Annotated in this window: 26 protein-coding genes; 16 read left to right on the top strand and 10 right to left on the bottom strand. The window is 47.2% G+C overall.

Annotation, left to right across the window (positions count from 1 at the left end):
• Positions 1–494: 494 nt before the first annotated feature.
• Together QUA58_RS26610 and QUA58_RS26605 are read right to left on the bottom strand one after the other, a co-directional pair.
• A complete protein-coding gene (locus QUA58_RS26610) occupies positions 495–1,667 on the bottom strand; it encodes a DUF4335 domain-containing protein (RefSeq protein WP_333396998.1) in 1,173 nt (390 codons plus the stop codon).
• Between the two features lie 3 nt (positions 1,668–1,670).
• Positions 1,671–2,297: a DUF3038 domain-containing protein gene (locus tag QUA58_RS26605; protein WP_333248123.1), complete on the bottom strand. Its 627-nt coding sequence runs from the start codon at positions 2,295–2,297 to the stop codon at positions 1,671–1,673.
• A 36-nt stretch (positions 2,298–2,333) separates the two neighbouring features.
• Here QUA58_RS26605 and QUA58_RS26600 point away from each other — a divergent pair, with 36 nt between their 5' ends.
• Positions 2,334–2,609, top strand: coding sequence for a hypothetical protein (locus QUA58_RS26600; RefSeq protein ID WP_333248125.1), 276 nt, complete (start codon positions 2,334–2,336; stop codon positions 2,607–2,609).
• A gap of 7 nt (positions 2,610–2,616) precedes the next feature.
• Here the strand turns inward: QUA58_RS26600 and QUA58_RS26595 are convergent, their stop codons facing one another.
• Positions 2,617–3,123, bottom strand: a complete 507-nt coding sequence (locus QUA58_RS26595; RefSeq protein ID WP_333396996.1) for a hypothetical protein — start codon at positions 3,121–3,123, stop codon at positions 2,617–2,619.
• Between the two features lie 46 nt (positions 3,124–3,169).
• Here QUA58_RS26595 and QUA58_RS26590 point away from each other — a divergent pair, with 46 nt between their 5' ends.
• Complete coding sequence (locus QUA58_RS26590) at positions 3,170–3,316, top strand: hypothetical protein (RefSeq protein ID WP_333396994.1); 147 nt, start codon at positions 3,170–3,172, stop codon at positions 3,314–3,316.
• A 151-nt stretch (positions 3,317–3,467) separates the two neighbouring features.
• Here QUA58_RS26590 and QUA58_RS26585 read toward each other — a convergent pair whose 3' ends face one another.
• Positions 3,468–5,672 carry a cation:proton antiporter domain-containing protein gene (locus QUA58_RS26585; protein WP_333248131.1) on the bottom strand — a complete coding sequence of 735 codons (2,205 nt, stop codon included), beginning with the start codon at positions 5,670–5,672 and terminating at the stop codon, positions 3,468–3,470.
• 437 nt (positions 5,673–6,109) lie between these two features.
• On the opposite strand from QUA58_RS26585, the gene rpsB reads away from it, so the two are divergent.
• The 6 genes from rpsB (at position 6,110) to QUA58_RS26555 (ending at position 14,938) form a co-directional block, all read left to right on the top strand.
• Positions 6,110–6,937, top strand: coding sequence for a 30S ribosomal protein S2 (gene rpsB / locus QUA58_RS26580; RefSeq protein ID WP_333248133.1), 828 nt, complete (start codon positions 6,110–6,112; stop codon positions 6,935–6,937).
• A gap of 335 nt (positions 6,938–7,272) precedes the next feature.
• Complete coding sequence (tsf, locus tag QUA58_RS26575) at positions 7,273–7,932, top strand: translation elongation factor Ts (protein ID WP_333248135.1); 660 nt, start codon at positions 7,273–7,275, stop codon at positions 7,930–7,932.
• 202 nt (positions 7,933–8,134) lie between these two features.
• On the top strand, positions 8,135–9,085 hold the full coding sequence (locus QUA58_RS26570; protein ID WP_333396993.1) for a hypothetical protein: 951 nt from the start codon (positions 8,135–8,137) through the stop codon (positions 9,083–9,085).
• A gap of 220 nt (positions 9,086–9,305) precedes the next feature.
• Positions 9,306–11,813 (top strand): ATP-dependent DNA helicase RecG, encoded by a 2,508-nt coding sequence (gene recG / locus QUA58_RS26565; RefSeq protein ID WP_333396991.1) that lies wholly within the window; start codon positions 9,306–9,308, stop codon positions 11,811–11,813.
• Positions 11,814–12,198: 385 nt separating this feature from the next.
• Positions 12,199–14,283 (top strand): elongation factor G, encoded by a 2,085-nt coding sequence (gene fusA, locus QUA58_RS26560; RefSeq protein WP_333396988.1) that lies wholly within the window; start codon positions 12,199–12,201, stop codon positions 14,281–14,283.
• A gap of 118 nt (positions 14,284–14,401) precedes the next feature.
• The gene (locus QUA58_RS26555) at positions 14,402–14,938 is read left to right on the top strand and encodes a Uma2 family endonuclease (RefSeq protein ID WP_333396986.1); all 537 of its coding nucleotides are present in this window, start codon (positions 14,402–14,404) and stop codon (positions 14,936–14,938) included.
• A 116-nt stretch (positions 14,939–15,054) separates the two neighbouring features.
• Here QUA58_RS26555 and QUA58_RS26550 read toward each other — a convergent pair whose 3' ends face one another.
• Entirely contained in the window at positions 15,055–16,173 is a 1,119-nt protein-coding gene (locus QUA58_RS26550) for an HNH endonuclease (protein ID WP_333396985.1), read from the bottom strand.
• Positions 16,174–16,389: 216 nt separating this feature from the next.
• Between QUA58_RS26550 and QUA58_RS26545 the strand changes: the two genes are divergently transcribed.
• The 4 genes from QUA58_RS26545 to QUA58_RS26530 all read left to right on the top strand — a co-directional run bounded on the left by QUA58_RS26545 (position 16,390) and on the right by QUA58_RS26530 (position 17,685).
• Complete coding sequence (locus QUA58_RS26545) at positions 16,390–16,551, top strand: hypothetical protein (protein ID WP_333396984.1); 162 nt, start codon at positions 16,390–16,392, stop codon at positions 16,549–16,551.
• 284 nt (positions 16,552–16,835) lie between these two features.
• The gene (locus QUA58_RS26540) at positions 16,836–17,093 is read left to right on the top strand and encodes an antitoxin (protein ID WP_333396983.1); all 258 of its coding nucleotides are present in this window, start codon (positions 16,836–16,838) and stop codon (positions 17,091–17,093) included.
• On the top strand, positions 17,093–17,416 hold the full coding sequence (locus QUA58_RS26535) for a type II toxin-antitoxin system RelE/ParE family toxin (RefSeq protein ID WP_015178023.1): 324 nt from the start codon (positions 17,093–17,095) through the stop codon (positions 17,414–17,416). Before QUA58_RS26540 ends, QUA58_RS26535 begins: the two co-directional genes overlap by 1 nt.
• A gap of 140 nt (positions 17,417–17,556) precedes the next feature.
• A complete protein-coding gene (locus tag QUA58_RS26530) occupies positions 17,557–17,685 on the top strand; it encodes a hypothetical protein (RefSeq protein ID WP_333396980.1) in 129 nt (42 codons plus the stop codon).
• On the opposite strand, the gene QUA58_RS26525 is transcribed toward QUA58_RS26530, so the two are convergent.
• Together QUA58_RS26525 and QUA58_RS26520 are read right to left on the bottom strand one after the other, a co-directional pair.
• On the bottom strand, positions 17,679–17,816 hold the full coding sequence (locus QUA58_RS26525) for a hypothetical protein (RefSeq protein ID WP_333396977.1): 138 nt from the start codon (positions 17,814–17,816) through the stop codon (positions 17,679–17,681). The genes QUA58_RS26530 and QUA58_RS26525 overlap by 7 nt on opposite strands.
• Before the next feature lie 109 nt (positions 17,817–17,925).
• Positions 17,926–19,308, bottom strand: coding sequence for a UDP-N-acetylmuramoyl-tripeptide--D-alanyl-D-alanine ligase (locus QUA58_RS26520; RefSeq protein WP_333396974.1), 1,383 nt, complete (start codon positions 19,306–19,308; stop codon positions 17,926–17,928).
• A 409-nt stretch (positions 19,309–19,717) separates the two neighbouring features.
• Between QUA58_RS26520 and QUA58_RS26515 the strand changes: the two genes are divergently transcribed.
• A complete protein-coding gene (locus QUA58_RS26515) occupies positions 19,718–20,998 on the top strand; it encodes a hypothetical protein (RefSeq protein ID WP_333396972.1) in 1,281 nt (426 codons plus the stop codon).
• A 282-nt stretch (positions 20,999–21,280) separates the two neighbouring features.
• Positions 21,281–21,616, top strand: coding sequence for an RNA-binding protein (locus tag QUA58_RS26510; RefSeq protein ID WP_333248148.1), 336 nt, complete (start codon positions 21,281–21,283; stop codon positions 21,614–21,616).
• A 227-nt stretch (positions 21,617–21,843) separates the two neighbouring features.
• On the opposite strand, the gene clpS is transcribed toward QUA58_RS26510, so the two are convergent.
• Positions 21,844–22,125 (bottom strand): ATP-dependent Clp protease adapter ClpS, encoded by a 282-nt coding sequence (gene clpS, locus QUA58_RS26505; RefSeq protein WP_015178019.1) that lies wholly within the window; start codon positions 22,123–22,125, stop codon positions 21,844–21,846.
• Positions 22,126–22,412: 287 nt separating this feature from the next.
• Here clpS and QUA58_RS26500 point away from each other — a divergent pair, with 287 nt between their 5' ends.
• Entirely contained in the window at positions 22,413–23,009 is a 597-nt protein-coding gene (locus tag QUA58_RS26500; protein ID WP_190736215.1) for a DUF3172 domain-containing protein, read from the top strand.
• A 217-nt stretch (positions 23,010–23,226) separates the two neighbouring features.
• Here the strand turns inward: QUA58_RS26500 and QUA58_RS26495 are convergent, their stop codons facing one another.
• Complete coding sequence (locus tag QUA58_RS26495) at positions 23,227–24,549, bottom strand: AMIN domain-containing protein (RefSeq protein WP_333248149.1); 1,323 nt, start codon at positions 24,547–24,549, stop codon at positions 23,227–23,229.
• A gap of 90 nt (positions 24,550–24,639) precedes the next feature.
• On the opposite strand from QUA58_RS26495, the gene QUA58_RS26490 reads away from it, so the two are divergent.
• Entirely contained in the window at positions 24,640–25,197 is a 558-nt protein-coding gene (locus tag QUA58_RS26490; RefSeq protein WP_333396970.1) for an NUDIX hydrolase, read from the top strand.
• A 47-nt stretch (positions 25,198–25,244) separates the two neighbouring features.
• Here the strand turns inward: QUA58_RS26490 and QUA58_RS26485 are convergent.
• Positions 25,245–25,767, bottom strand: a 523-nt coding sequence (locus QUA58_RS26485; protein ID WP_445301903.1) for a calcium-binding protein, incomplete at its 5' end; no start/stop codon positions are given.

Genomic DNA, 25,767 nt, shown 5'->3' with positions numbered 1-25,767 from the left:
GTTAAATGCCTCGCATAATGTCTGTCAATAGCCTTCATAGCCTTGATTTAACCTCTCGACAATTAATCCACCCTGCTAGCCCCCCTAAAAAAGGGGGGGACAAGAACTTACTCAAAGTCAACCCCTACTCCCCTTCTTAAGGGGGATTTAGGGGGATCTCCGAGGAATAAATAGTTTTAACTGAACCGTAAGCTTTTGTGCATTTAAATTGTATCTTTCGAGTCCCGATCAAAAATCGTCAAATCCTCTCCCCCTCTCCCCTTCTCCCCCTCTCCCTCTCTAATACCATAGGCAATCTAGATGCAAAACAGCTTATTGGCCTTTGAATCAGCAATCTGTTTGTAGATAATTCGGCGATTGAAATCCCTACTAGAAAAACCAAGTCTGCCTCCGCAGACTAAGAGATTGAGGGAGCATTTAAGCGGGATTTGGTATCAGTCAACAGTCAACCGTTAACAGTCAACCGTTAACCGTTAACAGTCAACAATCAACCATTACCAAGGAGTGACTACAACAGTGCCCCCAGGTGCAATAACTACTCGGAAATCAGCCAGCGGTTCTGCAGGTGGCCTGGTGCCAATCGGTTTGTAAAGCAACTCCGACAACGGCGCTTCGGATCGATCGACTGCGGCGGAATTCTCCGACTTGTAACCGACAATCGCGCCGTCTTGGGCCACACTCACCCGATAAACCAACTCCGCATCAACAGCAGGCTGATTTTTCACAACTCCGTCAATTTGCTGGGAAAGTTGGCCCTTCAACAGCTCGATTTCTGCCGGATCGGTAATCGGCACGGCTGCAGCATCAGGGCTTGCCAAACCTTCAGAAACAGGACGGGGCGTGCTTTCCGGCGAAGTGTTCGACTGCGGTGTGGCACTAGGTGAAGCCTCCGACTGCGGCGCGGAGTTCGGAGTCGGCGAACTCGGTTCAGTATTCGGAGTCCTATTCCCAGGCAGCAAACCGTCAGCAGGAGGCGTGGGATTGGGATTAGGCGAACCCGATCCGCCCGGATTCGGCGTCCCCTGATTCTGGCCCGCTGGATTGGGCTGCGGCACCGGATCTCTCTGGCGCTGGACTTCCGGCACCGGCACCAAGAAAAACGCCATCGCCGCCAAAGCCAAACTCGACACCCCCACGACAGCAGGCAAACTCCGCTTCGCCAAAGGTTCGGCCGACTTGATATAACGCTTGGAAATTGGGGTTAATTGCAGCGACAATTCCGGCAGCGTCTGGGTGTCGGCAAAAAATTGATCGATCGCCTCTACCAAGTCAAATAGCTGTACCGTCGTCAAATCAACTTTTGCCGACAGTTCTGTTTTTTGATCGATTTGGGTTGCGCTGCCTGTGGAGGCGGGTATAACGGTCAATCGGTGCAAATTCCAGTCAATTCTGTGTAACTGCACCATACCCACATTCGGGCCGTAGCGATCGGGATAATGCACTCCGCTCATAAATTCTTGGGCGTAGCTGCTGACGGCCCTCACCAAGCTTTCAAAAAACTCCCGCCCCCCCGTCAGGGGCTCGCCGAGACCTTTCACATAGCATTCAGCGCTCATTAATATGGAAAGCACCGGCCGTATATCTAACTGGCTGGCTGCCGATCCATCGCTCAACCCTTCTAGAACTAGGGTGCAATTTGGCAGACTGTACTGACGCCTAATAGTCATTTTTTATTCAACTTCTCCATCAAACAGGCTAACCCAGAAGCGCTGCATTCCGGCTGTGCCTGTACAAAATAGCAGTTTACTCAACAAGTTCAAAGCTAGTTCGTTGAGCTTGTCGTCGGAATCGTAAGCTGCAACTAGCGATCGCTTGGGGTTCATGCGCGATCGAAAATGAGCTCGAAAGCGTTCTAAATACTCGGCAAGCTGCAAGTTCTCGCTGAGGGGGATATTTCTCGATCGCAACTGCTGCGAATCTAGCAGCAACTGCCGAATTGTCGCGGTTAACTTACGCGCCATATTACAGGCGATCGCCACCAGCGCTTTTGCCTCCACAATCGTAAGGGAGCGGCGCTGGGTATAGCGTCTCAGCGGGTTAGTATTACGCATCAGCCAAAGGGCAACCCGATTTTTGATAATTGATTCCAATTCCAGGTCTTTTGACACTGCCAGCATTTCTTCGGCACCTCCGAGATACAAGGCTTCGATCGCCAGCAACATCAAGTCAATTTGCAATCTGGCCCGGCGGGGACACCCGCCATCGTTCGGCGACAAGTCTGGCAAACTGTCTAAAATCAACGGGTTTGACTGGGTAAGCGAAGTTTCTGACGGCATTAAGATCACGGCAACATCCATTCCAAACAAACTATACGGGTATGTGGGGTATCGGGCATGACAAATTCAGAACCGACGACTCCTCAGCGATACTTTATTTCGATCGTTGACTTTTATGTATATCTTTACAATCTAGCAGCAACCGACCGTCGCGGGCGAGTTCCGGCGAGAGTTCGATCGCCCGTATCTGAAATTATAATTTTTCCAGGGTCGCGCTGTAGTTCCCGAAAGCGAGCGGGACGATCGCACCCTAGACATCCTTCCGACCTAACCGGATTTAATATCACAGAGTCGGAAACTGACAATGAATGTGACAATTATCGATCCCAATAGGGATCGATCAATGCTCATTCTTCTGGGGTTTCGGCTGCGCTTCTTTTTGAGCCGTAAAATCAGTAGCCCCCGCCTTATCAGTTAGACTAATTTTTCCCTTGAGGCTTTCTCCCTCCACAATTCCTCGCATTCTAACAGAACTGTTTTGACCCGTTGCTGTGGCATCGCGGCAACCGGCTAAATTAGGAACCGCACCCGACAAACTTAATCCTTGAGTTTCCCACTTGCCATGTAGAGAAGGTGTCTCCTCGGCTATTTTTTCACGATCGCCCTCGCTGCTGCCCGATCGCAAATTACCGCTCAAATAAACACCCGATTGCTCGATTGTCAATACCAAAACATCAGATTTCAGACATTCGGGCAAACTGTTAGGATCGAAGCGATAATTTCCCGCAATTGCCGGAGGAGCCTTTAAATTTGCTTCCCCATAAGCAGTTACTACTTTAAACAGCAGTGAAACTGAACCGATCGCAATCCCGTAAAATGCCAGCGATTTAAGGCTTAAATGATTCATAATCTTGGTAATTAGTAATTGGTAATTAGTAATTGGGAATTGGGAATTGGGAATTGGGAATTGGGAATTGGGCATTGGGCATTGGGAATTGGGCATCTTGCCCGCTCGCGAAGTCGAAGGGTGGGAATTGGGAATTGGGCATTGGGAATTGGGAATTGGGCATTGGGAATTGGGCATTGGGCATTGGTACTAACTCACCAATAACCAATAACTAATAACAACTGCCAACTGCCAACTGTCAACTGTCAACTGTCAACTGTCAACTGTCAACTGCCAACTGCCAACTGTCAACTGCCAACTGCCAACTGCCAACTGCCAACTGTCAACTGCCAACTGTCAACTGACTACATTTGAGGAAGTACCGAAGCCAAGTGCGATCGCGCTTTAACGTAACACCGTGCAATCAGCAGCGAAGAATGACACTGCACCGCCAATTCATCAGTATACTGTCCCAAAGTTTGGCGCTCAATTCCCCACTCCCGACTCGTACCCGCAATAGTCAAATCAGCATTAGCAGAAGCAGCAATCACCGCTTGAATTGGCTCAGCAGCCTCCACAATTGGAGTTTCAATGCGCGATCGTACCTCAACCGGCAACTGTTCCATCACTCGTTGAAACTCGTAACTCAGCTCGTTTCCAGATTCCCCGTCAACCGCCACCCGCAGCACCGTCAAACGGCGTTCCTCGCTATTAACTAATAGTCTCAGCGCCAATTCTAACCCCAAATCATCATGAATATTTGCCGCGTAAGGTACTAACAAGTTATTCAATTTTTCCCGACCTCTGTCAACAAAAATTGCTACATCCACCTTAGCATTGCTGAGAATTTGGCCGACACGTCCTCCCAAACGGTTGCTGCTAAAAGTCGGCCTGTGCCATCCTACCAAAATCAAATCCGCGCGATCGATCTCCGCAATTTGTGCCGTTTCCCGCGCCACATCATTAGTAACCCGAATGATGGGATGTACGAATTTTCTCGCCTCTGCCAGTTCCAAACTATCAATCAATTCTGATAATTTCGAGTGGCGTTCTTGAATAATGCGATCGGCTTCTGCAGGCGTACTTTCAAATGCATAGTCATCATTTAATTCTATCAAACTCAGAGGATGAACCGCCGCCGACTTTAAATCATCACCGCCCATACCAGCAGCCGGCTGCGCCAGCGCTACCGCTAGTCGCAGTAAACCTTTCTGCGTGCTGGGATTGGCAACAGGTACTAAAATTCGATAAGTGTGCAGCAATTTGTTAGCAATTTCTTCGCTGCTGTCACCACTTTGTGAATCTTCTAATTCTGAATCCTCAGAGTTAACTTCTGAAATATCTAATCTAATTAACCGTTTTGGATAAGTCCACTCCAACAGCGGCGAAGTCATAAAAGTTGTCACTAAAGCCATGATGACTAACATTGTAAATAGTAGCGGCGAAACTACACCCAGAGAAAGACCGATATTCAGCACAATTAGTTCAGTCAAACCGCGAGTATTCATCATCCAACCAAGCGCAGAAGCTTCCCGGTTGCTAATGCCGCAGACTCTAGCAGCCGCATAAGTGCCGACGTATTTGCCGACAATTGCTACTCCCAAAACTGCGGCGCACAGCAGCCATAATTCGGGACTGTTGAGCAGGCCGATTTGAGTACGCAAACCGCTGTAAGCAAAAAAGATTGGCAGCAGAAATATTAGGACAAAATCTTCGGTTTTTTCAGCTAATTCTCTGGTGAGTCCGGCATTTTTTGGCATTGCAGCCCCAAGCAAAAATGCACCGAAGATTAAATGAATGCCGATCAATTCAGTAATTAAGGCAGAAGCTACAACTCCCATGTAAATTCCCGCCAGCACTAACTGCGTTAATCTGCCCGTGCGGTTGTAGTGCTTGGAAAGCCGCTGCAAGAACCAGCGAACTACAGTCATCATGAAACCAATGTAAATTAAAGATGCAATAATGGTCGGCAAAGCGCCCAACATCGAATTAGTTCGAGTAACTGCGATCGCCACCGCTAACAAACACCACGCCGTTACGTCATCTACCGCAGCGCAAGTCAGGGCCAGCGTCCCCAATTTTGTATTCTGCAAGTTGTGCTCGGTAATAATTCTTGCCAGCACCGGAAAGGCCGTAATTGACATCGCAGCGCCCAAAAACAAAGCAAAGGCGGTAAAGGAAACGCTATTATTTGAAACGATCGGATACAGCAGCAGTGCTAGGATGCTTCCCAGGGAAAACGGCACTAAAATGCTGACGTGGGAAGTTAAAATTGCTATATCTAAATTGCTTTTGAGATACTTGGGATTCAGTTCCAAACCAATTAAAAACATGAAAAATATTAGCCCCACTTCAGATAGGACGTTGAGGAATGGAACGGCTTCGGCGGGAAAAAGTGCTGTTGCTAAATCTGGTGCAATTAAGCCCAACAGAGAAGGGCCGAGCATAATTCCTGCGACAATCTCTCCAATGACTTGAGGTTGTTTGATCGATCGAAATGCTAAACCGACAAGTCTCGAAAGTGCGATCACAATTAGAACTTCAAGCAAGACGAGAATGGGGATGGGCATGGCGTTTTTAGCTTTGGGATTTTTGCGGATCGAGAGGGCAGGCTACTAAAGCTGACTGAATTGCCGATCGAAAAAATGGATACCAGCTCGATCGAAGGTAAAAGGCGCCAGAGGCACCAACAACGCCATTCTCTCACAAGCAAGCGAACAAAGGCTTTGGCAACCTCCCACCTAGATTTTTCGTTTTTAAGAAGCGCTTGCGAGTAACTCTAACCGCATCGTGCACACCCCGCACCCAACCCGCCCATTAAATCTCACATCCGAGTGCCAAGCCAACCCTACAGATATCAGATTGTTAGAAAAAGTAGCGCGCGCTGTGATAAACTAGAAAAGTTGTTTAAATTCGCACATCCGGGTTTTCGGGTGTTTCGAGGGCGCAAGCCTTGAGAAATACTACCGGGTGGAGGATTAACCCGAATACAGGAGTTCAAAATACAATGCCAGTAGTCAGTTTGGCTCAAATGCTAGAGTCAGGAGTTCACTTCGGACACCAAACCCGTCGGTGGAACCCGAAAATGGCTCCCTACATTTTTACAGAGCGCAACGGGGTTCACATCATCGACCTCGTGCAAACCGCTCAGCTTATGGAAGATGCCTACGAGTACATGAGAGTGGCCTCGGAAAAAGGCAAAAAGTTTTTGTTCGTGGGTACGAAGCGCCAAGCTGCCGGGATTGTAGCCCAAGAAGCTCAACGCTGCGGCGCTTACTACGTCAACCAGCGCTGGCTTGGTGGAATGCTCACCAACTGGACGACGATTAAGTCGCGAGTCGAGCGCCTCAAGGATTTGGAGCGCCGCGAGGAAATCGGTGCTCTCGATATGTTGCCGAAAAAAGAAGCTTCGGTGCTGCGCCGAGAAATGGCAAAACTCCAGAAGTATCTGGGCGGAATCAAAACTATGCGTAAGATTCCTGACGGAGTGGTGCTGGTAGACCAACGCCGCGAGTATAATGCTGTGTTGGAATGCCAAAAGTTGGGAATTCCCATCGTCTCTCTGTTGGACACCAATTGCGACCCGGATTTGGTTGACATTGCGATTCCGGCAAATGACGATGCTATTCGATCGATCAAGCTGATTGTCGGCAAGTTGGCTGATGCCATTTACGAAGGTCGTCACGGTCAGCAGGGCGGCGACGCTGACGAAGACTACGACTACGAAGGTGGTTATGAAGGCGCTGAATATGATAGCGAAATCGAAGAATTGGATGACCCCAATTATGTAGATCCCGACGAAGCTGAGGCTGAAAGCGAAGAAACCGAAAGCTAATATTGCGATCGGAATTTGACACCAGGAAATTAAAAATTAAAGATTGAAAATTAAAAATAATTATTATTTTTAGTTGGATATTTTTAATTTTTAATTGTACATGGCACGAGTCTAAGTCATTAGTATAATTCTGGCAAAAGCATTCATTGTGTTAGTGTTAGCACCAAAATTAATTATGGTGCTACACGTACAAAGTCGGTACTAAGATCGAGTGGGTATTTATTCACTTTGGTCTAATCATTAACATTAAAATTAGTGACTAATGACTAATGACTGATGACTGGTGACTAATGACTAATGACTAATAACTAATTTTGATTGGGAACTTAAGGAAGATGGCGGATATATCTGCAAAACTTGTTAAAGAACTGCGCGAGAAAACCGGCGCGGGCATGATGGACTGCAAAAAAGCCCTGGTTGAAAACGATGGCGATATCGAAACATCCATTGAGTGGCTGCGGAAAAAAGGTCTGGCTTCGGCAGGTAACAAAGGTGGACGAGTTGCCTCAGAAGGTATAGTAGGCAGCTATATTCACACCGGCGGCCGCGTCGGCGTGTTGGTGGAAGTTAACTGCGAAACCGATTTTGTCGCCCGCCGCGAAGATTTCCAAACTTTGGTACGCAATATTGCAATGCAAATTGCAGCTTGCCCAAATGTGGAATACGTGAAAGTTGAAGATATCCCCGCCGAAATTGTCGAAAGAGAAAAGGCAATTGAAATGGGCAAGGATGACTTGGGCAACAAGCCGGACAACATCAAAGAAAAGATTGTTCAAGGGCGGATTGAGAAGCGCATGAAAGAGTTATGTTTGATGGATCAGCCTTTTATTAGAGATCAGAATATCTCGGTGGAAGAGTTGGTGAAACAAACGATCGCCCAAATTGGCGAAAATGTCCAAGTGCGCCGCTTCGTGCGTTTTGTCTTGGGCGAAGGCATTGAAAAGGTAGAAGCTAACTTTGCCGATGAAGTGGCAGCCCAAATGGGTGCTAAATAATCCCAAACTAAGATTGAGAATTAACAATTTAAAATGTGAAAAATTAATTTTTCACATTTTAAATTGTTAATTTTTACAGGACTTATGGACAGACTATATTTGTATGAGGTACACTGCAAACCTTGCTACTACAGACAGATAGCGTAAAAATTGTAAAAATTTAAAACTTGCGTAAATCCTATTTTAATTTTATACGAGAGATATGGTGCGACCAAGAGAGCGAATAGAGCAAGATTTGGCAGGACTCGAAGAGGCTTTAGCAGCCTTGACTTTGGAGTTTCGCAGTACCTACGAAGGTTATTTAACTGCGTTGGGACAAGCGGTGCGGCAGCAGTTAATTTTGGCTTGCTATCACCTTTGCACTCAAGCAGTACCGGAGTCGTTTCTTAAGTTGTCCTTCGAGGGGAGGCAAAAAATGCAGCAGTCTGTAAGGGATTTGGCTGCGGCGTCGGAGGAAAAATTGCGATCGCTGGTGACTGAATTAGAAGCAGAGGAAGAAATAGAGGAAGACGAAGACGAAGACGAAGACGAAGAGGAAGACGAAGAGGAAGACGAAGACGAAGACGAAGACGAAGACGAAGAGGAAGAAGAGGAAGAAGAGGAAGAAGAGGAAGACGAAAAGGAAAAAAACCAAGTTTCCGCAATTAACTATCTATTTTCATTGGCAAATTATCAATTGCCAAACGCCAATTCCCCTGAAAGTTTGGCACGCTGGCAAAAGAGTATTGAAAAGTCGATCGTCCATATACTCAAGCTGCTTTCTCGCGACACCAACCGCTTGCTGCAACAGTCGGGAATCTTGCCGAGTCAATTGCCAGAACCGGTTCTAGAAGCTGCTTCTGGTGCTGAATCCTCCGGCGATAGTGTTGCTGGGCCGCCTAACTTATTAAACTTAATCATTGAAACCGATGCCTCATCAGCATCGCGAAAATTGGCAGCAACCTTTAGTAGTAGGGCCCTGCACATTACAGCGATTAAACTGCGGCTATCGGAAATAGAGTTTGCCGATGCGGGAACCTCGGCTTGGCGCCAGCAAATTCGTAACCTGTCTGTAAAGTTGAACTCGCTGGGCCGCGATTACCAGAAAAAGCAGCGGGAACTCGCTGTGGCGGAGGCTGAGTCCGCTTGGAGATCGAGTTGGTTTGAAGATTAGTCAGTTGTCAATTGACAGTTGTCAGTTGTCAGTTGTCAGTTGTCAGTTGACAGTTGTCAGTTGACAGTTGACAGTTGACAGTTGTCAGTTGTCAGTTGTCAGTTGTCAGTTGTCTGGAATTCTTGAGCTATGATTAATAACTAATGACTAATGACTAATGACTAATGACTAATGACTAATGACTAATGACTGATGACTGATGACTAATTACTAATGACTGATGACTAATAACCAACCCGAATGGCAGCGATTGCAAAAAGCTCTTTCAGTAGAAGCCGATCGCGGATTTAACGACATCCAAGGCAGTCAATACCGCTTCAGCGAGTTTCTCGGCCTGAGTTTGAGACAGTTGGCAGGTTCTGTAGCAGGTTCTTCGCGCGATCGAGCTAGACAACTAGCCGCTGAATTTGACATCTACCCTCAGAAAGATCTCGAACAGCGCCAACATTCGATCGCCATTACGGTCAGTTTTCTGAGACAAATGGAGCAAGTTTGGGAACAAGAAACTCGCCACCAAGAAGAACAGGCAGGACAAGTCAGACCCGCAAACGCTTCTGAACCAACCGCCCCAGCAGTTTCCGTTCCCCGAACTGCACCCCTGAGTACAGCACCCCCACCCCCCAGCCTGACTCTAGACCAACAGTTAACCCGCGTCACCGGCATCGGCCCTGCCAACGGCAACCGCTTGGCAAAACTGGGTTTATACACTGTATATGACTTGCTTTACTACTATCCACGCAACCACATCGACTATGCAAAGCAAGTACAAATTCGCGAGCTAGTAGCCGGGGAAACTGTAACTTTAATCGCTGAAGTAAAGCGCTGCAATTGCTTTTCTAGTCCAAAAAATAAGAAGTTAACCATATTAGAAGTAATTTTAAAAGACCGCACCGGAGAAATAAAAATTAGTCGTTTTTTTGCAGGGCCTCGCTACAGCAATCGCGGCTGGCAAGAATTCAAAAAGCGCGAGTATTGTACCGGTGCAGTGCTAGCAGCTTCGGGCTTGGTGAAGCAGGGTAAATATGGAATTACTTTAGAAAATCCCGAGTTAGAAGTATTAGACGACTCCGGCGGTGCGATCGAATCGATGAAAGTCGGCCGCCTGATACCTGTTTATCCGCTGACTGAGGGGGTGGATGCCGGTTCGGTGAGGCGATCGATCTTAGCTGCAATGCCGGCGGCGAAAATGTTGCCAGAATCGCTACCGGAGGATTTGCGCGAGCGTTACAGTTTAATGGGTTTAGCGGATGCTGTGACTAATATTCACTTTCCGCTCGATCGAGATTGTCTCGCCGCCGCCCGCCGCCGCTTAGTTTTTGACGAATTTTTCTACCTGCAATTAGGCCTTTTAAAGCGTCGCCAAACCCAAAGAAAAGCTCAAGCTAGTGCAGTCATCCTTCCTAGTGGCAAATTGATCGAACATTTTTATGAAATCTTGCCTTTTGCCTTGACTAATGCTCAGGAAAGAGTCATCAATGACATCCTCAACGATTTAGCTTCGCCGCAACCGATGAACCGATTAGTGCAAGGCGATGTCGGGGCTGGCAAAACTGTAGTCGCCGTAGTCGCAATGCTAGCAGCAATTCAATCCGGCTATCAAGCCGCTTTGATGGCACCGACAGAAGTTTTAGCAGAACAGCATTACCGCAAATTGGTAGGTTGGTTTAATTTGATGCACTTGTCTGTTGAACTGTTAACTGGTTCCACAAAAGTAGCCAAGCGCCGAGAAATTCACAGCCAGTTAGAAACCGGAGAATTGCCAGTTTTAGTGGGAACTCATGCACTGATTCAAGATACAGTTAATTTCCGAAAATTGGGTTTGGCAGTAATTGATGAACAGCACAGATTTGGGGTGCAGCAGCGCGCTAAATTGCAGCAAAAAGGCGAAGCTCCCCACGTTTTGACGATGACGGCAACTCCCATCCCCCGGACGCTGGCGCTGACGCTGCACGGGGATCTAGATGTGAGTCAAATTGATGAACTTCCCCCCGGTCGGCAGGCGATTCAAACGACCGTCCTGTCTGCCAAAGAACGCCTCCAAGCTTACGATTTGATTCGGCGAGAAGTGGCGAGCGGGCGTCAAGTTTATGTGGTGCTGCCGCTGGTGGAGGAGTCGGAAAAGTTGGATGTGCGATCGGCAATTGAGGAAAAAGAGAAACTTGAAAAAAGTGTATTTCCTGAGTTTAAGGTGGGTTTGCTCCACGGTAGGATGAGCAGTGCTGACAAAGATGAGGCAATTACTAAATTTCGGGACAAAGAAACTGATATTTTAGTATCTACTACTGTGGTTGAAGTGGGAGTAGACGTGCCGAATGCAACGGTAATGCTGATTGAAAATTCTGAGCGTTTTGGACTGTCGCAACTGCACCAGTTGCGGGGGCGAGTCGGTCGGGGGCGCGATCGTTCTTATTGTTTGTTAATGCCCGGTTCTAAGACTGCGGAAGCTATGCAGAGAATGAAGGTTTTAGAACAATCTCAAGATGGTTTTTTTATTGCGGAAATGGACATGAGATTGCGCGGGCCCGGTCAGGTTTTGGGAACTCGGCAGTCGGGTTTGCCGGATTTTGCTTTGGCGAGTTTGGTGGAGGATCAGGAGGTTTTGGAGTTGGCGAGGGCGGCGGCTCAAATGGTAATTGAGAATGATGAAAGTTTGAATCAGTGGCCGGTGGTGCGCGATGAATTGGAGCGGAGATATCAGCGGATGATGAGTGGGTCGATTTTGACTTAGACGGCGGTTGAAACCGCGTCTACAAAAACGAAGTCCGCCTCCGCGGACTGAATAAAATAACGCAATTTAAATCGCCAGGTCTTCAACCTGCGGAGGCAGGTTTTGTGTAGACGCGGTTTCAACCGCCCGGTCTTCTCCGACCAAAGAAACCGGGTTTTTCAGCTTTGTCTGGGTTATTTTTATGAATTATCATGGTTCAAGCACTTATTGACCCAAGAATCCTTCGCAGGAATGACGAGGAAGTGTCAAAATTAAGATAGTCCTGCCAGAAACAGGGAAAAGGAAATCCGGCCTGTACTGGCCTTACCAGGCAACATTGATTCCTCGCTTGTCACGCTTGCAGGTGGTCGCCGACGGTTCGTCGCATTTAATCTCAACAGTAATTATGAAAGATCTCACTCGTTATCGAAATATCGGCATCTTCGCCCACGTAGATGCTGGCAAGACCACCACAACAGAAAGAATCCTCAAACTGACAGGTAAAATCCACAAAATTGGTGAAGTTCACGAAGGCGCGGCGACTACTGACTTCATGGAACAGGAGCAAGAGCGCGGTATTACGATTCAGTCCGCTGCTACCACCTGCTTCTGGAACGAGCATCAGCTCAATATCATTGATACTCCCGGACACGTCGATTTTACGATCGAGGTTTACCGTTCGCTGAAAGTTCTCGATGGTGGCATCGGCGTGTTCTGCGGTTCCGGTGGAGTTGAACCGCAATCTGAAACCAACTGGCGCTACGCTAACGATTCCAAAGTCGCTCGCATCGTCTACATCAACAAGCTCGATCGCACAGGTGCAGATTTTTACCGCGTTGTCAAGCAAGTTGATAAAATCCTCGCAGCTAAGCCGATGGTGATGGTATTGCCGATCGGCATAGAAGAAAAGTTTTGCGGCGTAGTCGATTTGCTGACCCGCAAAGCCTGGATCTGGGATGACTCCGGCGACCCGATGAACTACGAAATCAAAGATGTCCCCGCCGATATGGTCGATGATGTCGAAAAATACCGCGAACAGTTGATCGAACTGGCCGTCGAGCAAGACGACGCTCTGATGGAACAATATCTCGAAGGCAACGAACCGAGTATTGACGACCTGAAGCGCTGTATTCGCAAAGGTACTCGCGATCGGGCATTTTTCCCCACCTACTGCGGCTCATCGTTTAAAAACAAAGGCGTACAGTTGGTTCTCGATGCCGTAGTTGACTACCTACCAAACCCGATGGAAGTCACACCGCAGCCAGAAGTCGATCTCGAAGGCGAGGAAACCGGCGAGTTTGCGATCGTCGATCCCAACAGACCGTTGCGGGCACTGGCGTTTAAGATCATGGACGATCGCTACGGTGCTCTAACCTTCACCCGCCTGTACTCCGGTAAGTTGTCCAAAGGCGACACCGTACTCAACACCGCCACAGGCAAAACCGAGCGCATCAGCCGTTTGGTGGAAATGCACGCCAACTCTCGCGAAGAAATTGAATCGGCCCAAGCAGGGGACATTGTGGCGATCGTCGGAATGAAAAACGTCCGCACCGGACACACCATCTGCGACCCCAAAAATCCCGCAACCCTAGAGCCGATGGTATTCCCCGATCCCGTTATTTCGATTTCGGTCAGACCGAAGGTGAAAGGCGGCGAAGAAAAGATGGGAGCAGCCCTCACCAAGATGGTACAAGAAGACCCATCTTTCCACATGGTGACGGATCAAGAAAGTGGCGAAATGATTCTCAAAGGGATGGGCGAGTTACACCTCGACATCAAAGTAGACATTCTCAAGCGCACCCACGGCGTCGAAGTAGAAGTTGGCGAACCGCAGGTAGCCTACCGCGAATCGATTACCAAGCGTCTCGAAGACGATTACACCCACAAAAAGCAATCAGGTGGTTCAGGTCAATTTGCGAAAATCGGCTATGTAATCGAGCCCGGTGAGCCTGGAAGTGGCTTCATATTTGAGTCAAAAGTGACTGGTGGTAGTGTGCCCAGAGAGTATTGGCCAGCGGTCGAAAAAGGCTTTGAAAGCTGCGTCGATAAAGGCGTCTTAGCTGGATTCCCTTGCTTAGACTTGAAATTCACCCTCCTAGAAGGTGGTTTCCACCCCGTTGACTCGTCGGCGATGGCCTTTGAAATTGCTGCCAAAGCAGCCTATCGTCAATCAATCCCCAAAGCAGGCCCTCAGTTGCTGGAACCGATTATGAATGTCGATGTATTCACTCCAGATGATTACATGGGCGACGTAATCGGCGACCTCAACCGCCGCCGCGGGATGATGAAAGCTCAGGAGACAAGTCAGACAGGAGCGCGGATCAAGGCAGATGTGCCGTTGAGCGAAATGTTTGGCTACATTAGCGACTTGCGTACCATGACATCTGGGCGCGGACAATTCTCCATGTCGTTCTCCCACTATTCTCCTTGTCCAAGCAACATCGCTGAAGAAGTGATCAAGGCGGCAAAAGAGCGTCAAGCTGCGAAGTAGTGTATTTGACTCCCGGTAGGTGCTATCTGGAGTCAAACAGAAAAATTAGATCCCCGCTTTTTGAAGAAATCGGGGATCTAATCTAGATAATAAGTACAGTGAGGTTCGACAAAAAAATATGATTGAGTCGATCGCAACACTTTCACTAACAGACTTCCTCGCTCAACCGGATATTGAATCCTCGCCTGCATGGGAATTTATTCTGGGACGAGCAGTTCAAAAAACTATGCCAACCCTTTTTCATTCGCGACTGCAACACAACTTGGTTAACTATATCAACGATCGGACCGATCGATTTGAAGCGATACCAGAGTTGCGTTGCTTGGTACTTCCCTACTCGCCAGTACCAGATATAGCGATTGTAGCAGGCGATCGGCTTACCGATGAAGACGGACCACTTAACGGCGCACCGGATTGGTTAATTGAAATTCGATCGCTGGATCAAAGCACTTTAAAATTGCAGAATAAGATCCTCCACTGCCTCATTAACGGCACGCAATTAGCATGGCTAATCGATCTCTCTCACCAACAAGTTTGGGTATGGCAGGGTGAGGAGCTACCTATAATCTGTTCGGGTGCAGATATTTTACCAGTTTTAGGTATTCTCCCGGAACTTACGGTTGATGCTGTGATGGCTATGATTCGCCGACAGTAGGCATTTTATTAGAAAACTGGGTTTAAAACCCCGTTGATAGTAATTAGGGTTTGCTGAATATACCGCATATTGCGTGGTCTGGGTTTGCGATCGGCTTATTCAGCAAGCCCCACATATTAGATAGTAGAACCACGAGCAGACTTCAACAACATCTTGATTTGTTCAAGACTTAATGGTGGTGAACTACGATGAATCATAGCGTGACAATTTGGGCAAACAGGACGCAAATCTTTTATAGGATCAATTTCATACTCTTCTGCAATTTCTGAAAGGGGTCTTAGATGATGAACATGAATGAAACCTTTTCCCAGTTGCCCAAAAGCTCGGCCAAAATCGAAATCACAAATAGAGCAACTTGAACCGTAATAATCAATACATTTTTGCCGAGCTTTAGGCTCTCGTTCATACGCGTTGACTGAAACTTGCCTTACTGCCCCCTCACGAAATGTTTGTACTGCATCTACTTCATCAGGAAATAATCTATTAGTTACAGATTCCTGAACCTGAAGCGGATTTTGCCAATCCCACAAACATTTTAGGTATTCTTCAAAACGGTCTTCCTCACCAAGAAACACATTTGATGCAGCACGAAAGATAGCAAAGATTTCGACAAAGTTATTAATCACTGGCTGAGCTGCATCTAGGTCTTTAATAGGAAGAACTAGGGATGGACTCTGAATATAAGTACCATTCCAACCTCCTTTATGAATTAATTGCAGTCTGTTAATGAACTCCTCATACTCTAACTTACCATATTTTTCCGGTGCAATATTATTAGAGGAAATAATATATCTACCATGCTTCAAAATCCTAGTAACATCTTCTAAATGGTTTTTCAGAACGTGAACAATCGGATTGCTTTCTAGCCCTCTTAATCCAAAAAATTTCACAACTAAACTATAAGAATTACACTCGAATCTCTGTTGGAAATACCAACCTTTTCCTTTTATAGCCAAGCCAGCGGTTGCTATTGTGTAGGGCTGGGTTTCCTTGGCTCCAAGGCGATGAGCTGGTGTAGTCACTATCCGACAATCTGAGAGTACATCTGTGCCATAAACTTGGTGAATTAGGTCACAAGCTTGTTTAATGATTATTTTAAGCTTAGGGATAAGTAATTCTTTTAGCTTATCAGCACGCTCTCGATTGTCTTTGACTGAGAAGAGATATTGTTCAGCAGACCCTATGAGTGGCAAGTCAACGATTTCTGACATTTCGGTTTCCTCAACTGAACTCATATTTGTTCTCCGACATGACAAGTGCAACGAAAACTAATTAATATTTTAGCTTTTTTTCGACATATCCTGAAATAGGTTATGCTTCCCGAACTCCTAAAACTTGTGCTGTGGTGAGTTTGATCCTTGTAGGGTGCGTCAGTTAGAATAGTTACTGGACAAGGGAAACGCTTATGGACTGACGCACCCTACTATCGTCTTTTAAATGCCGAACAGCTTATGACTCAAATAAATCCCGATCGCACTGCTGGTACAATTGCGATCGACGTTTGCGCTCAATCAAACGGGCAGTATCTTTGTCAGATATCATCATCTTTGAGCGATCGCCCTGATGATACCATGAATTTTTACGGACAAACGAAAGAAAGGATGCCATTCTAAAGTTTTTGTCTCGGACGAAATGGCGATAGTGAGTAGCTATAATTTTCTATCAGGCGATCCCTTTAATAGAGCTAAGCGATTGAAGGAAATTGGCATTTTAGTGAAAGGTGGAGAAGTACCAGGTAAGCTTTGGGAAGTATTTTCAAATCTTGCAAAAACATAAATTATAATCTTATGAGTCTATAGTTTGTAGGGTAGATCGTAATTGGAAGAGTCTAAAAATCACAATTGTAATTTTTTACATTTTAGGATATCTTAGAAAGGTACTCCATCAATGTGGCGTTATGAGCAGGATAACGATCGAGGTAACAGACGAACAGCACCAGCAAATTAAGGCAATGGCGGCTGTGCTGGGCAAATCTATTAAAGAGTTTGTACTCGAAAGGCTGTTTCCTTCTAACGATCGAGAGGAAGAACAGGCTTGGCAGGAACTCAAAGAACTGCTGAGGGAGCGCATAGCGGAAGCCGAACGCGGCGAATTATCGGCTAAGACATTCAGCCAGGTTTTGGAAGAGAAGCTGGCGGCGATGGGAAAAGTGTAATGCCATCATACGAACTCACCTCCTACGCAGAAGAGGATTTAGCCGATATTATCGAGTACACCGTTAACAATTACGGCATAGCCCAGGCGCGAGATTACGTTGCTGCGCTGGAAACCTGTGCTGAAAACCTTGCGGGTAGCCAGGGCTTCTATCGGGATCTGAAAAACATTCATCCCCGTTTGCGCGTAACCCGATGTCAGCACCATTATATTTTTGGCATCATGAGATCGGGAAGTCTGATGGTGGTTGTTGCTATTTATCACGAGCGGATGGATGTGCTGCAACGCCTGAGAACGCGCTTGAAAAACCCACAAGAGGGATAGCTGCGATCGCCCTTTAAAGAAAATCGAATTTCACTACAATAAATCCCGATCGCCTGGAAAAAGCCGGACTGCTATATCGAGAACCCTGTCCGATCGATCGGCACGGCACCTATGCGGTGCTGACTGAAGCGGGATTGGCAATGCAACAACAAATGTGGACGGTTTACGCTGAAGGAATCGCAGAATACTTTGCCTGTCACCTGGATGATGAAGAACTTCAGGTGATGCAGCGAGTGTTAAAGCGAATGCTTGCTACAGCGAGTCAGTAAGGGCGGGAGAGGCGATCGTCTTCACTTGGCGAACCAGAATGAGGCCAGTCTCGGTGGCAGAACTCTTGTTCGCCAAAAGTCTCTTTAATATCAAATCCGCTCTTCATCGGAATGATATAAACGGAGGACACGGCAGTGCCGTTTCCCTACAATTAATGGGGTAGGGACACGGCACTGCCGTGTCCTCGGTATCATTCCGATGCAACCGGAAACGATATAAACCGCCAAGTTTCTCTTCTATTACTCCCCCGCAAAATCTGCCCTAAACTTCTCCACAACTCGATTTAACTCAACTGAATGAGAAGCCTTAAATAAAATACGATCGCCATTTTCGACAAATCCCAACAACCGCTTTGCTAAATCTTCCCGCCCATCCTTGGCTGTAATATCTCCTACCTCCACAAAAGGCAAACCCGTCGCACCCGCAGCCATCGCCGCTGCTTCCTCAAAATCAGCAAAAACAAACAAAGCATCAAGCTGCAAATCTCGCGTCGCCCTTCCCACTTGTCGGTGAAATTCGATCGCCCTGTCGCCCAATTCCTTCATCGTTCCCAACACCGCAATCCGGCGCTTTCCTGGAGTATCTGCTAACAGTCTCAGGGCTGCCAACATCGACTCCAAACCAGCATTGTAAGTCTCATCCAAAATCACAATATCCTGCGGCAAATCGTAGCGGCGCGCCCGTCCATCCGGTAACTGCACAGACAAACCTTGCTTTAAAACTTCCCAATCAATACCTAACACTTTTCCTACCGCCAAAGCTGCTAAATAATTTAGAGCATTGTGTCGTCCCGGCAGCGGCAGCGGCAATTCTATACCTTCTATAAGTATTGTATCATGATTGAGCAATTCTCCGCACAAATCCCCGCCTTCTAAACCATAAGTTAAAGTTTTTCCCTGCCAAACTTTGGCCGCAGTTGCGATTAATCTGTCACCATCGTGATTGAGAATAGCAATGCTATCTTTAGGCATTTCGGCTAACAACTCGCACTTAGCTTGGGCGATCGCCTCTTCCGAACCCAATCGCCCGATATGCGCCGTTCCTACATTAGTAATTACCGCCACAGTAGGACGCGCAATTTGCGACAGCAGCGCAATTTCGCCACTCCCGCGCATTCCCATTTCAATTACAGCATAATTGTGGGTCGGCGAAAGCTCCAACAGAGTTTTTGGTACGCCAATTTCATTGTTGTAGTTATATTGAGTTTTAAGAACATTTCCCTTCGTTGACAAAACCGCCGCAATTAACTCTTTAACAGTAGTTTTACCTACAGAACCAGTAACAGCAACTATAGGTATACTGAATTGGTCACGCCACCAACGGGCGATCGACTGATAAGCTTTTAAAGTATCGTCCACGCGCAACACCGGAAAATTAGGCAATTCCTCTTGCCAATCTCGATCGACAATCGCTGCTATCGCCCCCAAATCCAGAGCTTTTGCCACAAATTGATGGCCGTCAAAATTGTCTCCCCGCAGCGCCAAAAATACTTCACCCCCCTCAAGAGTGCGCGTATCTGTGGCAATACCTGTCCCTAAAGCTGTCAAAACGCCCTCAGACAGAGCAGGCAAAGGTACAGTTAAAATTTCAGCAAGTTGGGCGATACTTACGCGACAAACCATAACCAGCACTCACATTTCAAATAATTATTTTCACAGCTAATTCTACCTCGCCCAACCTCAAATTCAACTGACAGCCGGCTGCGGATCAGGATTGACCTTGATCATCGTAATACTAAATCGTCCCCTCACTAAGAAATTATCCCGTACCCACCCACAATCTTTACCAATACTTTACAAAGTAGATGGTGATTTAAGGCCTTGCTAATTACCAACAATTCATGCCATGCTGGTGTTGGTAAATAGTTTAACTAAGCAAAAAATATCGATCGGCTTAAGCTGCTGACAGCTTCTACCCATAAGCCTCATCCGACGAGAAGCTCGGTTGACTCAATTGTTGCGATTCATTGGCCAATTCATCAAGATAATAGCGCTGAAAGCTCCTGCCCCAGCCTCGGAGGGTTAATCCACAGTGAACGACTACAACAGACAAAGCCACGAAGAAGAACAGCTACTTTACAAGCATTGGCTAGAGTTGGTACAACGAGAGCAGCCGGCCGAACTCATCAGCCGCTTTCGCACTTTGTTTGTCCAGGGTACCGGATATCCCGATCGCTCCGTCGCCGACGCACTCGAAAAAATAGCACGATCAGAACACGCTGAACAAGAATTCAAATACATCCTCAACCGCTGCTGCCACATCCTGATCAACCGCTGGCAAACTTACCCCAGCAAGCAAGCAGCCATCCCTGAATTGATCGCTCTGTTTGAAGAAGCGCCCAAAATATTATTTGGATACAATCGATTGGGGGGGCGAGGCTCCATTCCCCAATTAGTAAATCACTTTACCGAAAGCGAACAGTACCTCACCCTCAAACGCTTAGCCAAAGTCATAACTCACAGCAATGAAGATAGCAGCAACAGCAAAGCCCCTGCTACCCTTGCCCTCGGAACCTTAATTCCTCGCTACCCTTACCTCTACAAACACTGCCTCCTCAGCGACGATAGCACCTACGAACAGCAAAAAATCATTAAAAAAATCCAAGCTCAAAAGCAGCAGCAATTTGAGATCAATCTCTCACAATACGTCGCTCACCAAGTGAGAAAAGCCCAAACAGCGCGTCGAGAAACCTCAATTTCCTTTGGAAGATTTATACAACCTATAAGAAACCCAACGCTGTTGAGCGACCCCGAACTGTTTTTTGCCCTCAAGCAATTTGTCGGAAAAGTAGAGGGAGCCGATACCTACAGACAGCTAGCGGGCCGCTTCACGGCGAACGCCAGCACACATCAGTCCTACCGCTCTTTTAAAGACGACTTGTACGAATACCTGATTTCTTCTGTCACCGATGAGCGCTACGGCAAACGTCTCTTTAACGAAAAATTGTATAAGCAACTACAAAATACCCTGTCCCACAGCGATGATCAGAAATTCAATGAATTTTTAATGATCAGAACTTGCAGCCAGTTATTGAATTTTTTAGTAGTAGAGAGTCCTGTGCGGCCCAACCACTTTGTCTTCATCGACCTAATCTCAAACCTCGGGCCCACCCAAACCACAGGTTTGCTGCTGAAAATCGTACTAATTTGCGGCAAAGTCAAGCCCTACCTAGAAAAGCGGCTGGCAATTTTGTTCGGTCACTACGAACTCAGTACCCGAGAAGGCGTGGTGTGGTTAGTCAAAGCCCTGGAAAACGTAAACCTAGCTTTGAGTACCAACTTTGGCAAGGTAGACGTATCTTTCTTGCGGTGAGAGGGCGCCACAACTTTCTGTGCTTCCACTGCAGGCAAAACATCACACCGAGAAACCTGGTTTCTGAATACCCTAAAAGTTTTAGGTTTAATTAGAAGACTTAGTTAACTGCTGAAACCTATTCAAAAGACACTATTCTGTGTTAAAATCCCATGTGTATCAGATTCGGTTGCAGGCTTTGTTCATTGCTACAGAATTGTCTAAAAACTTGCCCTTCTGTATCGGCAGGGAACTCTCCGAAACTGAAATCTTTGCACTGTCTAAATTTTGGAGTTATTCCTCATGTCGATATACGTCGGTAACTTATCCTACCAAGTTACCCAAGAAGACATCACCACCGTCTTCGCCGAATACGGAACCGTTAAGCGAGTACATCTACCTACCGACAGAGAAACCAGTCGCCCCCGCGGCTTTGGTTTTGTAGAAATGTCCACAGATGCAGAAGAAGATGCAGCGATTGCTGCTCTCGACGGAGCAGAGTGGATGGGTCGCGACCTCAAAGTTAACAAAGCTAAGCCCCGTGAAGATGAAGGCGGCCGGGGCGGCGGTAACCGGGGCGGTGGCGGCCCAGGCAAATTTGGTCGCAGCGGAGGAGGCGGCGGAGGAGGACGTTATTAATTTCCTAGGATAAAGATTTGAGATTGGAGAGTTGAAATTGGCGCGAGAGCTCACCTAGCTCCGAACCACTTCCGGCCGTTCCGAACAACCTATGCTCTTCAAATTTCCATATCTACCCGATTAAATATACCAAAAAGCCAAGGGCCTAACCCTTGGCTTTTTGGTATGAGAGTTGACGGTATGAGTCTGAAACCGGCTGGGCGAATCCGTTGCAGTACCGTCAGGTTCTAATCGTCAGGTTCTATGCTGCTGCTCAATCCGTGATTATTGAGTGTTTCAGCGTAAAACTCAGCGTGTTCGAGAGCGCAAACAATCACCAATCCCATCCCGTTAGTATGGGCTTCCATCATCACATTTACCGCCTGTGGCTGAGTCAGACTTGGTACCGTCGCCATCAAAGTCTGCACCACGTACTCCATAGGATTGAAATCATCATTGTGCAGCAGGACGCGGTAGCGCGGTGCAAGCTTGCGGACTGTGGAAGGCTTTTGAATAATTTCGACAGACACTAATCTATACCTCCTGACTTGTAAAATGTTAAAATTTGTCAACAATCTTGAGCCGGATTCCTCCGCTGTGCAAGAGTATGTCACTTTCAGCTATTTTATTGAAATCTGAAAATTCAGACAAGGCAGCCCCTTGGTCGATCGCGAGCTGTGAACCCAACACCAAACCCACAGGGGGTGTCCTGGGTCCTCCGCAACCACCTTCCTAGCGCCATAATATTAGAAAGGCGAGATCGGTTAAAAATAACAAACTACTACCTGTTGAGTCTCCAGAACTGAGGGAACCTTATATGAAACGCAAACCTAAATCCTACAACGACGACAGATTCAGCGGCGACCCATCCCGGGGAGATGAAGACTCCGGCTCATTTGGCGGACAGTCGCGGCGTCAACCTCAGTCCGGTAAACCCTCTTTCCTCAATTCCGCCACCCTAGGGATTTTAACAGCCGTCTTTATTCTGGGAATTGGGATTGGCATTGCCTTTAGCTCCACAGCTACAATTAGCCCTGAGAACGTAGCCTCGCGTGAATTTATCGATCGCAGCGCCCCGAACCCAGAACTTTGCGTGCAGTTTGGAGCAAGCGCGATGGTGACAGATATGCGCCTCTACGTCACCCTCAACCCCTTCAACGTCTACATCTCGCAGCCAAGTATGCGCCCCGGATGCGTTTTGCGAACCAATAACTGGGCAATTCTGGAACAAAGAAAACTCATCAGCCAAGACCAAGTGCGCGATTGCAAAAATCGCATGAACACTTTTGGGTTCACCGGCCCCCTGGAAGCTCAACCCGAAATTAACTGTATCTACCAAAACGACGGCGCTAAAAACCTGTTCCTCAACCAACCGGGTTCGATAGCTCCAACCACGGAAGGTCAAAATTTCTAAATCCCCGATATAGCGGTTTTCAGTTGAGTCAATTACAGATATGGGGTAGGACTTAGGCTTTGCCAAAGTCCTTACTTTATTTCATAGAATGGAAAATTGCTCTAAGGAATGAGAATTAAATAACCTGCAATGCGATTTTCTTGTGGGATGGGCGTCTCGCCCGTCCCTTATAGACGGGCGAGACGCCCATCCCACAGGCTTAGGCAAATTATTTAATTCACAAACCGAACTGCGGGAAATCTTCGGTTAACTGAACTTGCAAAATTTGGCCGGGTTGAATCGTAGCAGGTTGAGGAGCCGCGACGTAAGTTGTAGCAACACCACCGGCTGCTCCCGCCAACAAACCGAGACCAGAAAAGCCGCTCAGCAAGAACAAAGCTAAGCCACCAATACCAGTATTTCGCAACAAACTGCGATCGGAAGGCTGAGGCCGTCGGCCTCCCACGGCTTGGGAGCGAGCCAAGAGAGGGATATTGCGGCCGTTCAGACTAATAGCTTCGACCACAAATCGACTACCGAGGTTGGTCGTTTCAAACCGACCGATGACAGGCGTATTAGCAGGTACGATCGTATTACCGCGACTGTCGAGAATTTCCCCTTGCAGCAGCAACACTTCCTCTCGGCTGGGCTTCGCTTGCAGCCGCAAAGCCCGATCGCCGGGGTATAGCAAACTGAGCTCCGTGCCCGCCGGCAACAAGACATTCGCCCCAGCTGCAGCCTGCAAAGGAGCATTTGAGCGGCCGCGAGGAAGTGGTTCACCAAAAGTAAGCGTCCGCTGTTGGGGTGCAGCAGCAGCCGTTATTTGAGGGGCTAGGCGGGGTACAGCAGCAGCTTGTACACGACGGCGTTCGTTAAGGCGAACATTGACTAAAGGCACTCTTAGAGGCCGGATTTGGTCATTTGAAGTTGACCGCGGCGAAAAACTTGTAGCGGGATTCGGGGAAGTAGGAGGTTCAGGTCGATCGACCTTTGGGACACCAGTTGAGTTGGAATCAGTCGGTGGCTGGTTTTGCGGTACTTGTATGGCAGGCTGGGGTTGAGTTTCGGAAGTTTCCATAATTGGAGTCGGTGCCATCGAAGGACGCAACACCCAGCGATTTTCTACCCCACTTTTTTGGAATAGAACTTGCCCTGGGCTGAAACCGACTCCAGGAGCCAAATTGACCAGAATTCTCGCCGTTCCCGGTTGAAGTTGACTCACCCCCACAGAACGCACTCTGCCTTGCGGATATAGCTGAGTTGCATCTACTCCGATCTCAGTATTGGGTAAATCCACAGCAATCTGAGACGGGTTGAGTAGAGAATATGTGGGGGTTGTTCCCTCTGGAAGAGTAATTTCTAGCTGATTTGTCGCCGGATCGAATTTCCAACTTGTGACTGTAGAAGCATTTGCTGGTTCCAGTGTTGCCGGCACTGTCGCAACTGCGACGACTGCTAGACTCAGACTCAGTGACTCCGCAAACAATCCCGCTGGTAGAGAATTAACAGTCAATTTTTGTAAGTCTTCCCAAAATCTTGGGAGTAATTTTTTGTATGGCATGGTGGCTGGCTGAAATTTTTGATCTGAAATAAATTATGGATGGGAAAATTTTGCCTTCGGATGACCCTGAAAGTTTAACATTATTGCGATATGAAAAATTTAACTAAATGGAAATTATTGCGATCGCGCTTCGTTCTTAACAACAAGTGGTGTCAGGTTAGACAAGATGAAATAGAATTGCCAAGCGGACAAATTATAGACGACTTTTTTGTTAATGTCCGACCCAATATCGCCCTCGTATTTGCGACGACAGAGCAGCAAGAACTTGTATTAGTGCGCCAATACAGGCACGGAGTAGGGGAAATTTTGCTGGAACTGCCTGCTGGATCTTTCAACCCTGCTGAAGAGAGCGGGAAATCGGCAGCCGCCAGAGAACTTGCCGAAGAAACGGGATATGTTGCTGAAGAATTGTTGGAACTAGCAACCTTATATGATAACCCCGTCAAAGACACCAATTCTATCTACCTATACTTTGCTAAAAATGTCAAGCTTATCAGCAAAGTACAATTAGATATTACAGAAGATATTGAAGTAGTTTTAGTTCCTATTGCTGAAGTCTTGTTGAAAATAAAAAACCGAGAAATTTGTGTAGCAGGAAGCATCGCAGCTATTTTTTTAGGATTAGATTTTTTGAATAAACAGCGGTAAGGTGCTGTGTGAATGAACCCTACACGCTGTTTTTTGTGATGCTTGTCTTAAGGAGCCAGAGTGAGAAAATCGAGAGAAGTCAGAGAATTATCAGCCCCAAAAACCTGAGCCAAAACCTCCCCAGTCTCCGCAACTTGTAGCAGCGTGCCATTCACCATCGGATTAATTTGCAAAGCCTCAAAACTCAAGCCACCAGCCAGAACAAACTTATCACTTCCTACGGAAAAATTGAGCACAGTATCCATACCGCTATTAGCGCTTAACACAAAGCGATCATTCCCAATACCCCCAATCAAAGTATCATCTCCCCCATCACCAAACAGCCAGTCATCTCCTGCACCCCCATTGAGAATATCGTGATCTTTCCCACCGTAAATAGTGTCATTACCCTGATCACCATTGAGAGTATCTTGACCCTCATTGGCGTATACCAGGTCATCGCCACTACCACCATTAATACAGTCTTGCTGACCGTCCTCACCCACAGCGCCTAGCAGATTTTGCCTGTGATCGCCAAAAATAGTATCATTACCTTCATCGCCACACAAAATATCGCTACCATCATCGCCG

Origin of the sequence: Microcoleus sp. N9_A1 (genome assembly GCF_036701795.1) — a bacterium.
GTDB lineage: Bacteria > Cyanobacteriota > Cyanobacteriia > Cyanobacteriales > Microcoleaceae > Microcoleus.
The sequence above is the reverse complement of the archived record's forward strand: the minus strand, read 5'-3'. Positions and strand labels throughout refer to the sequence as shown.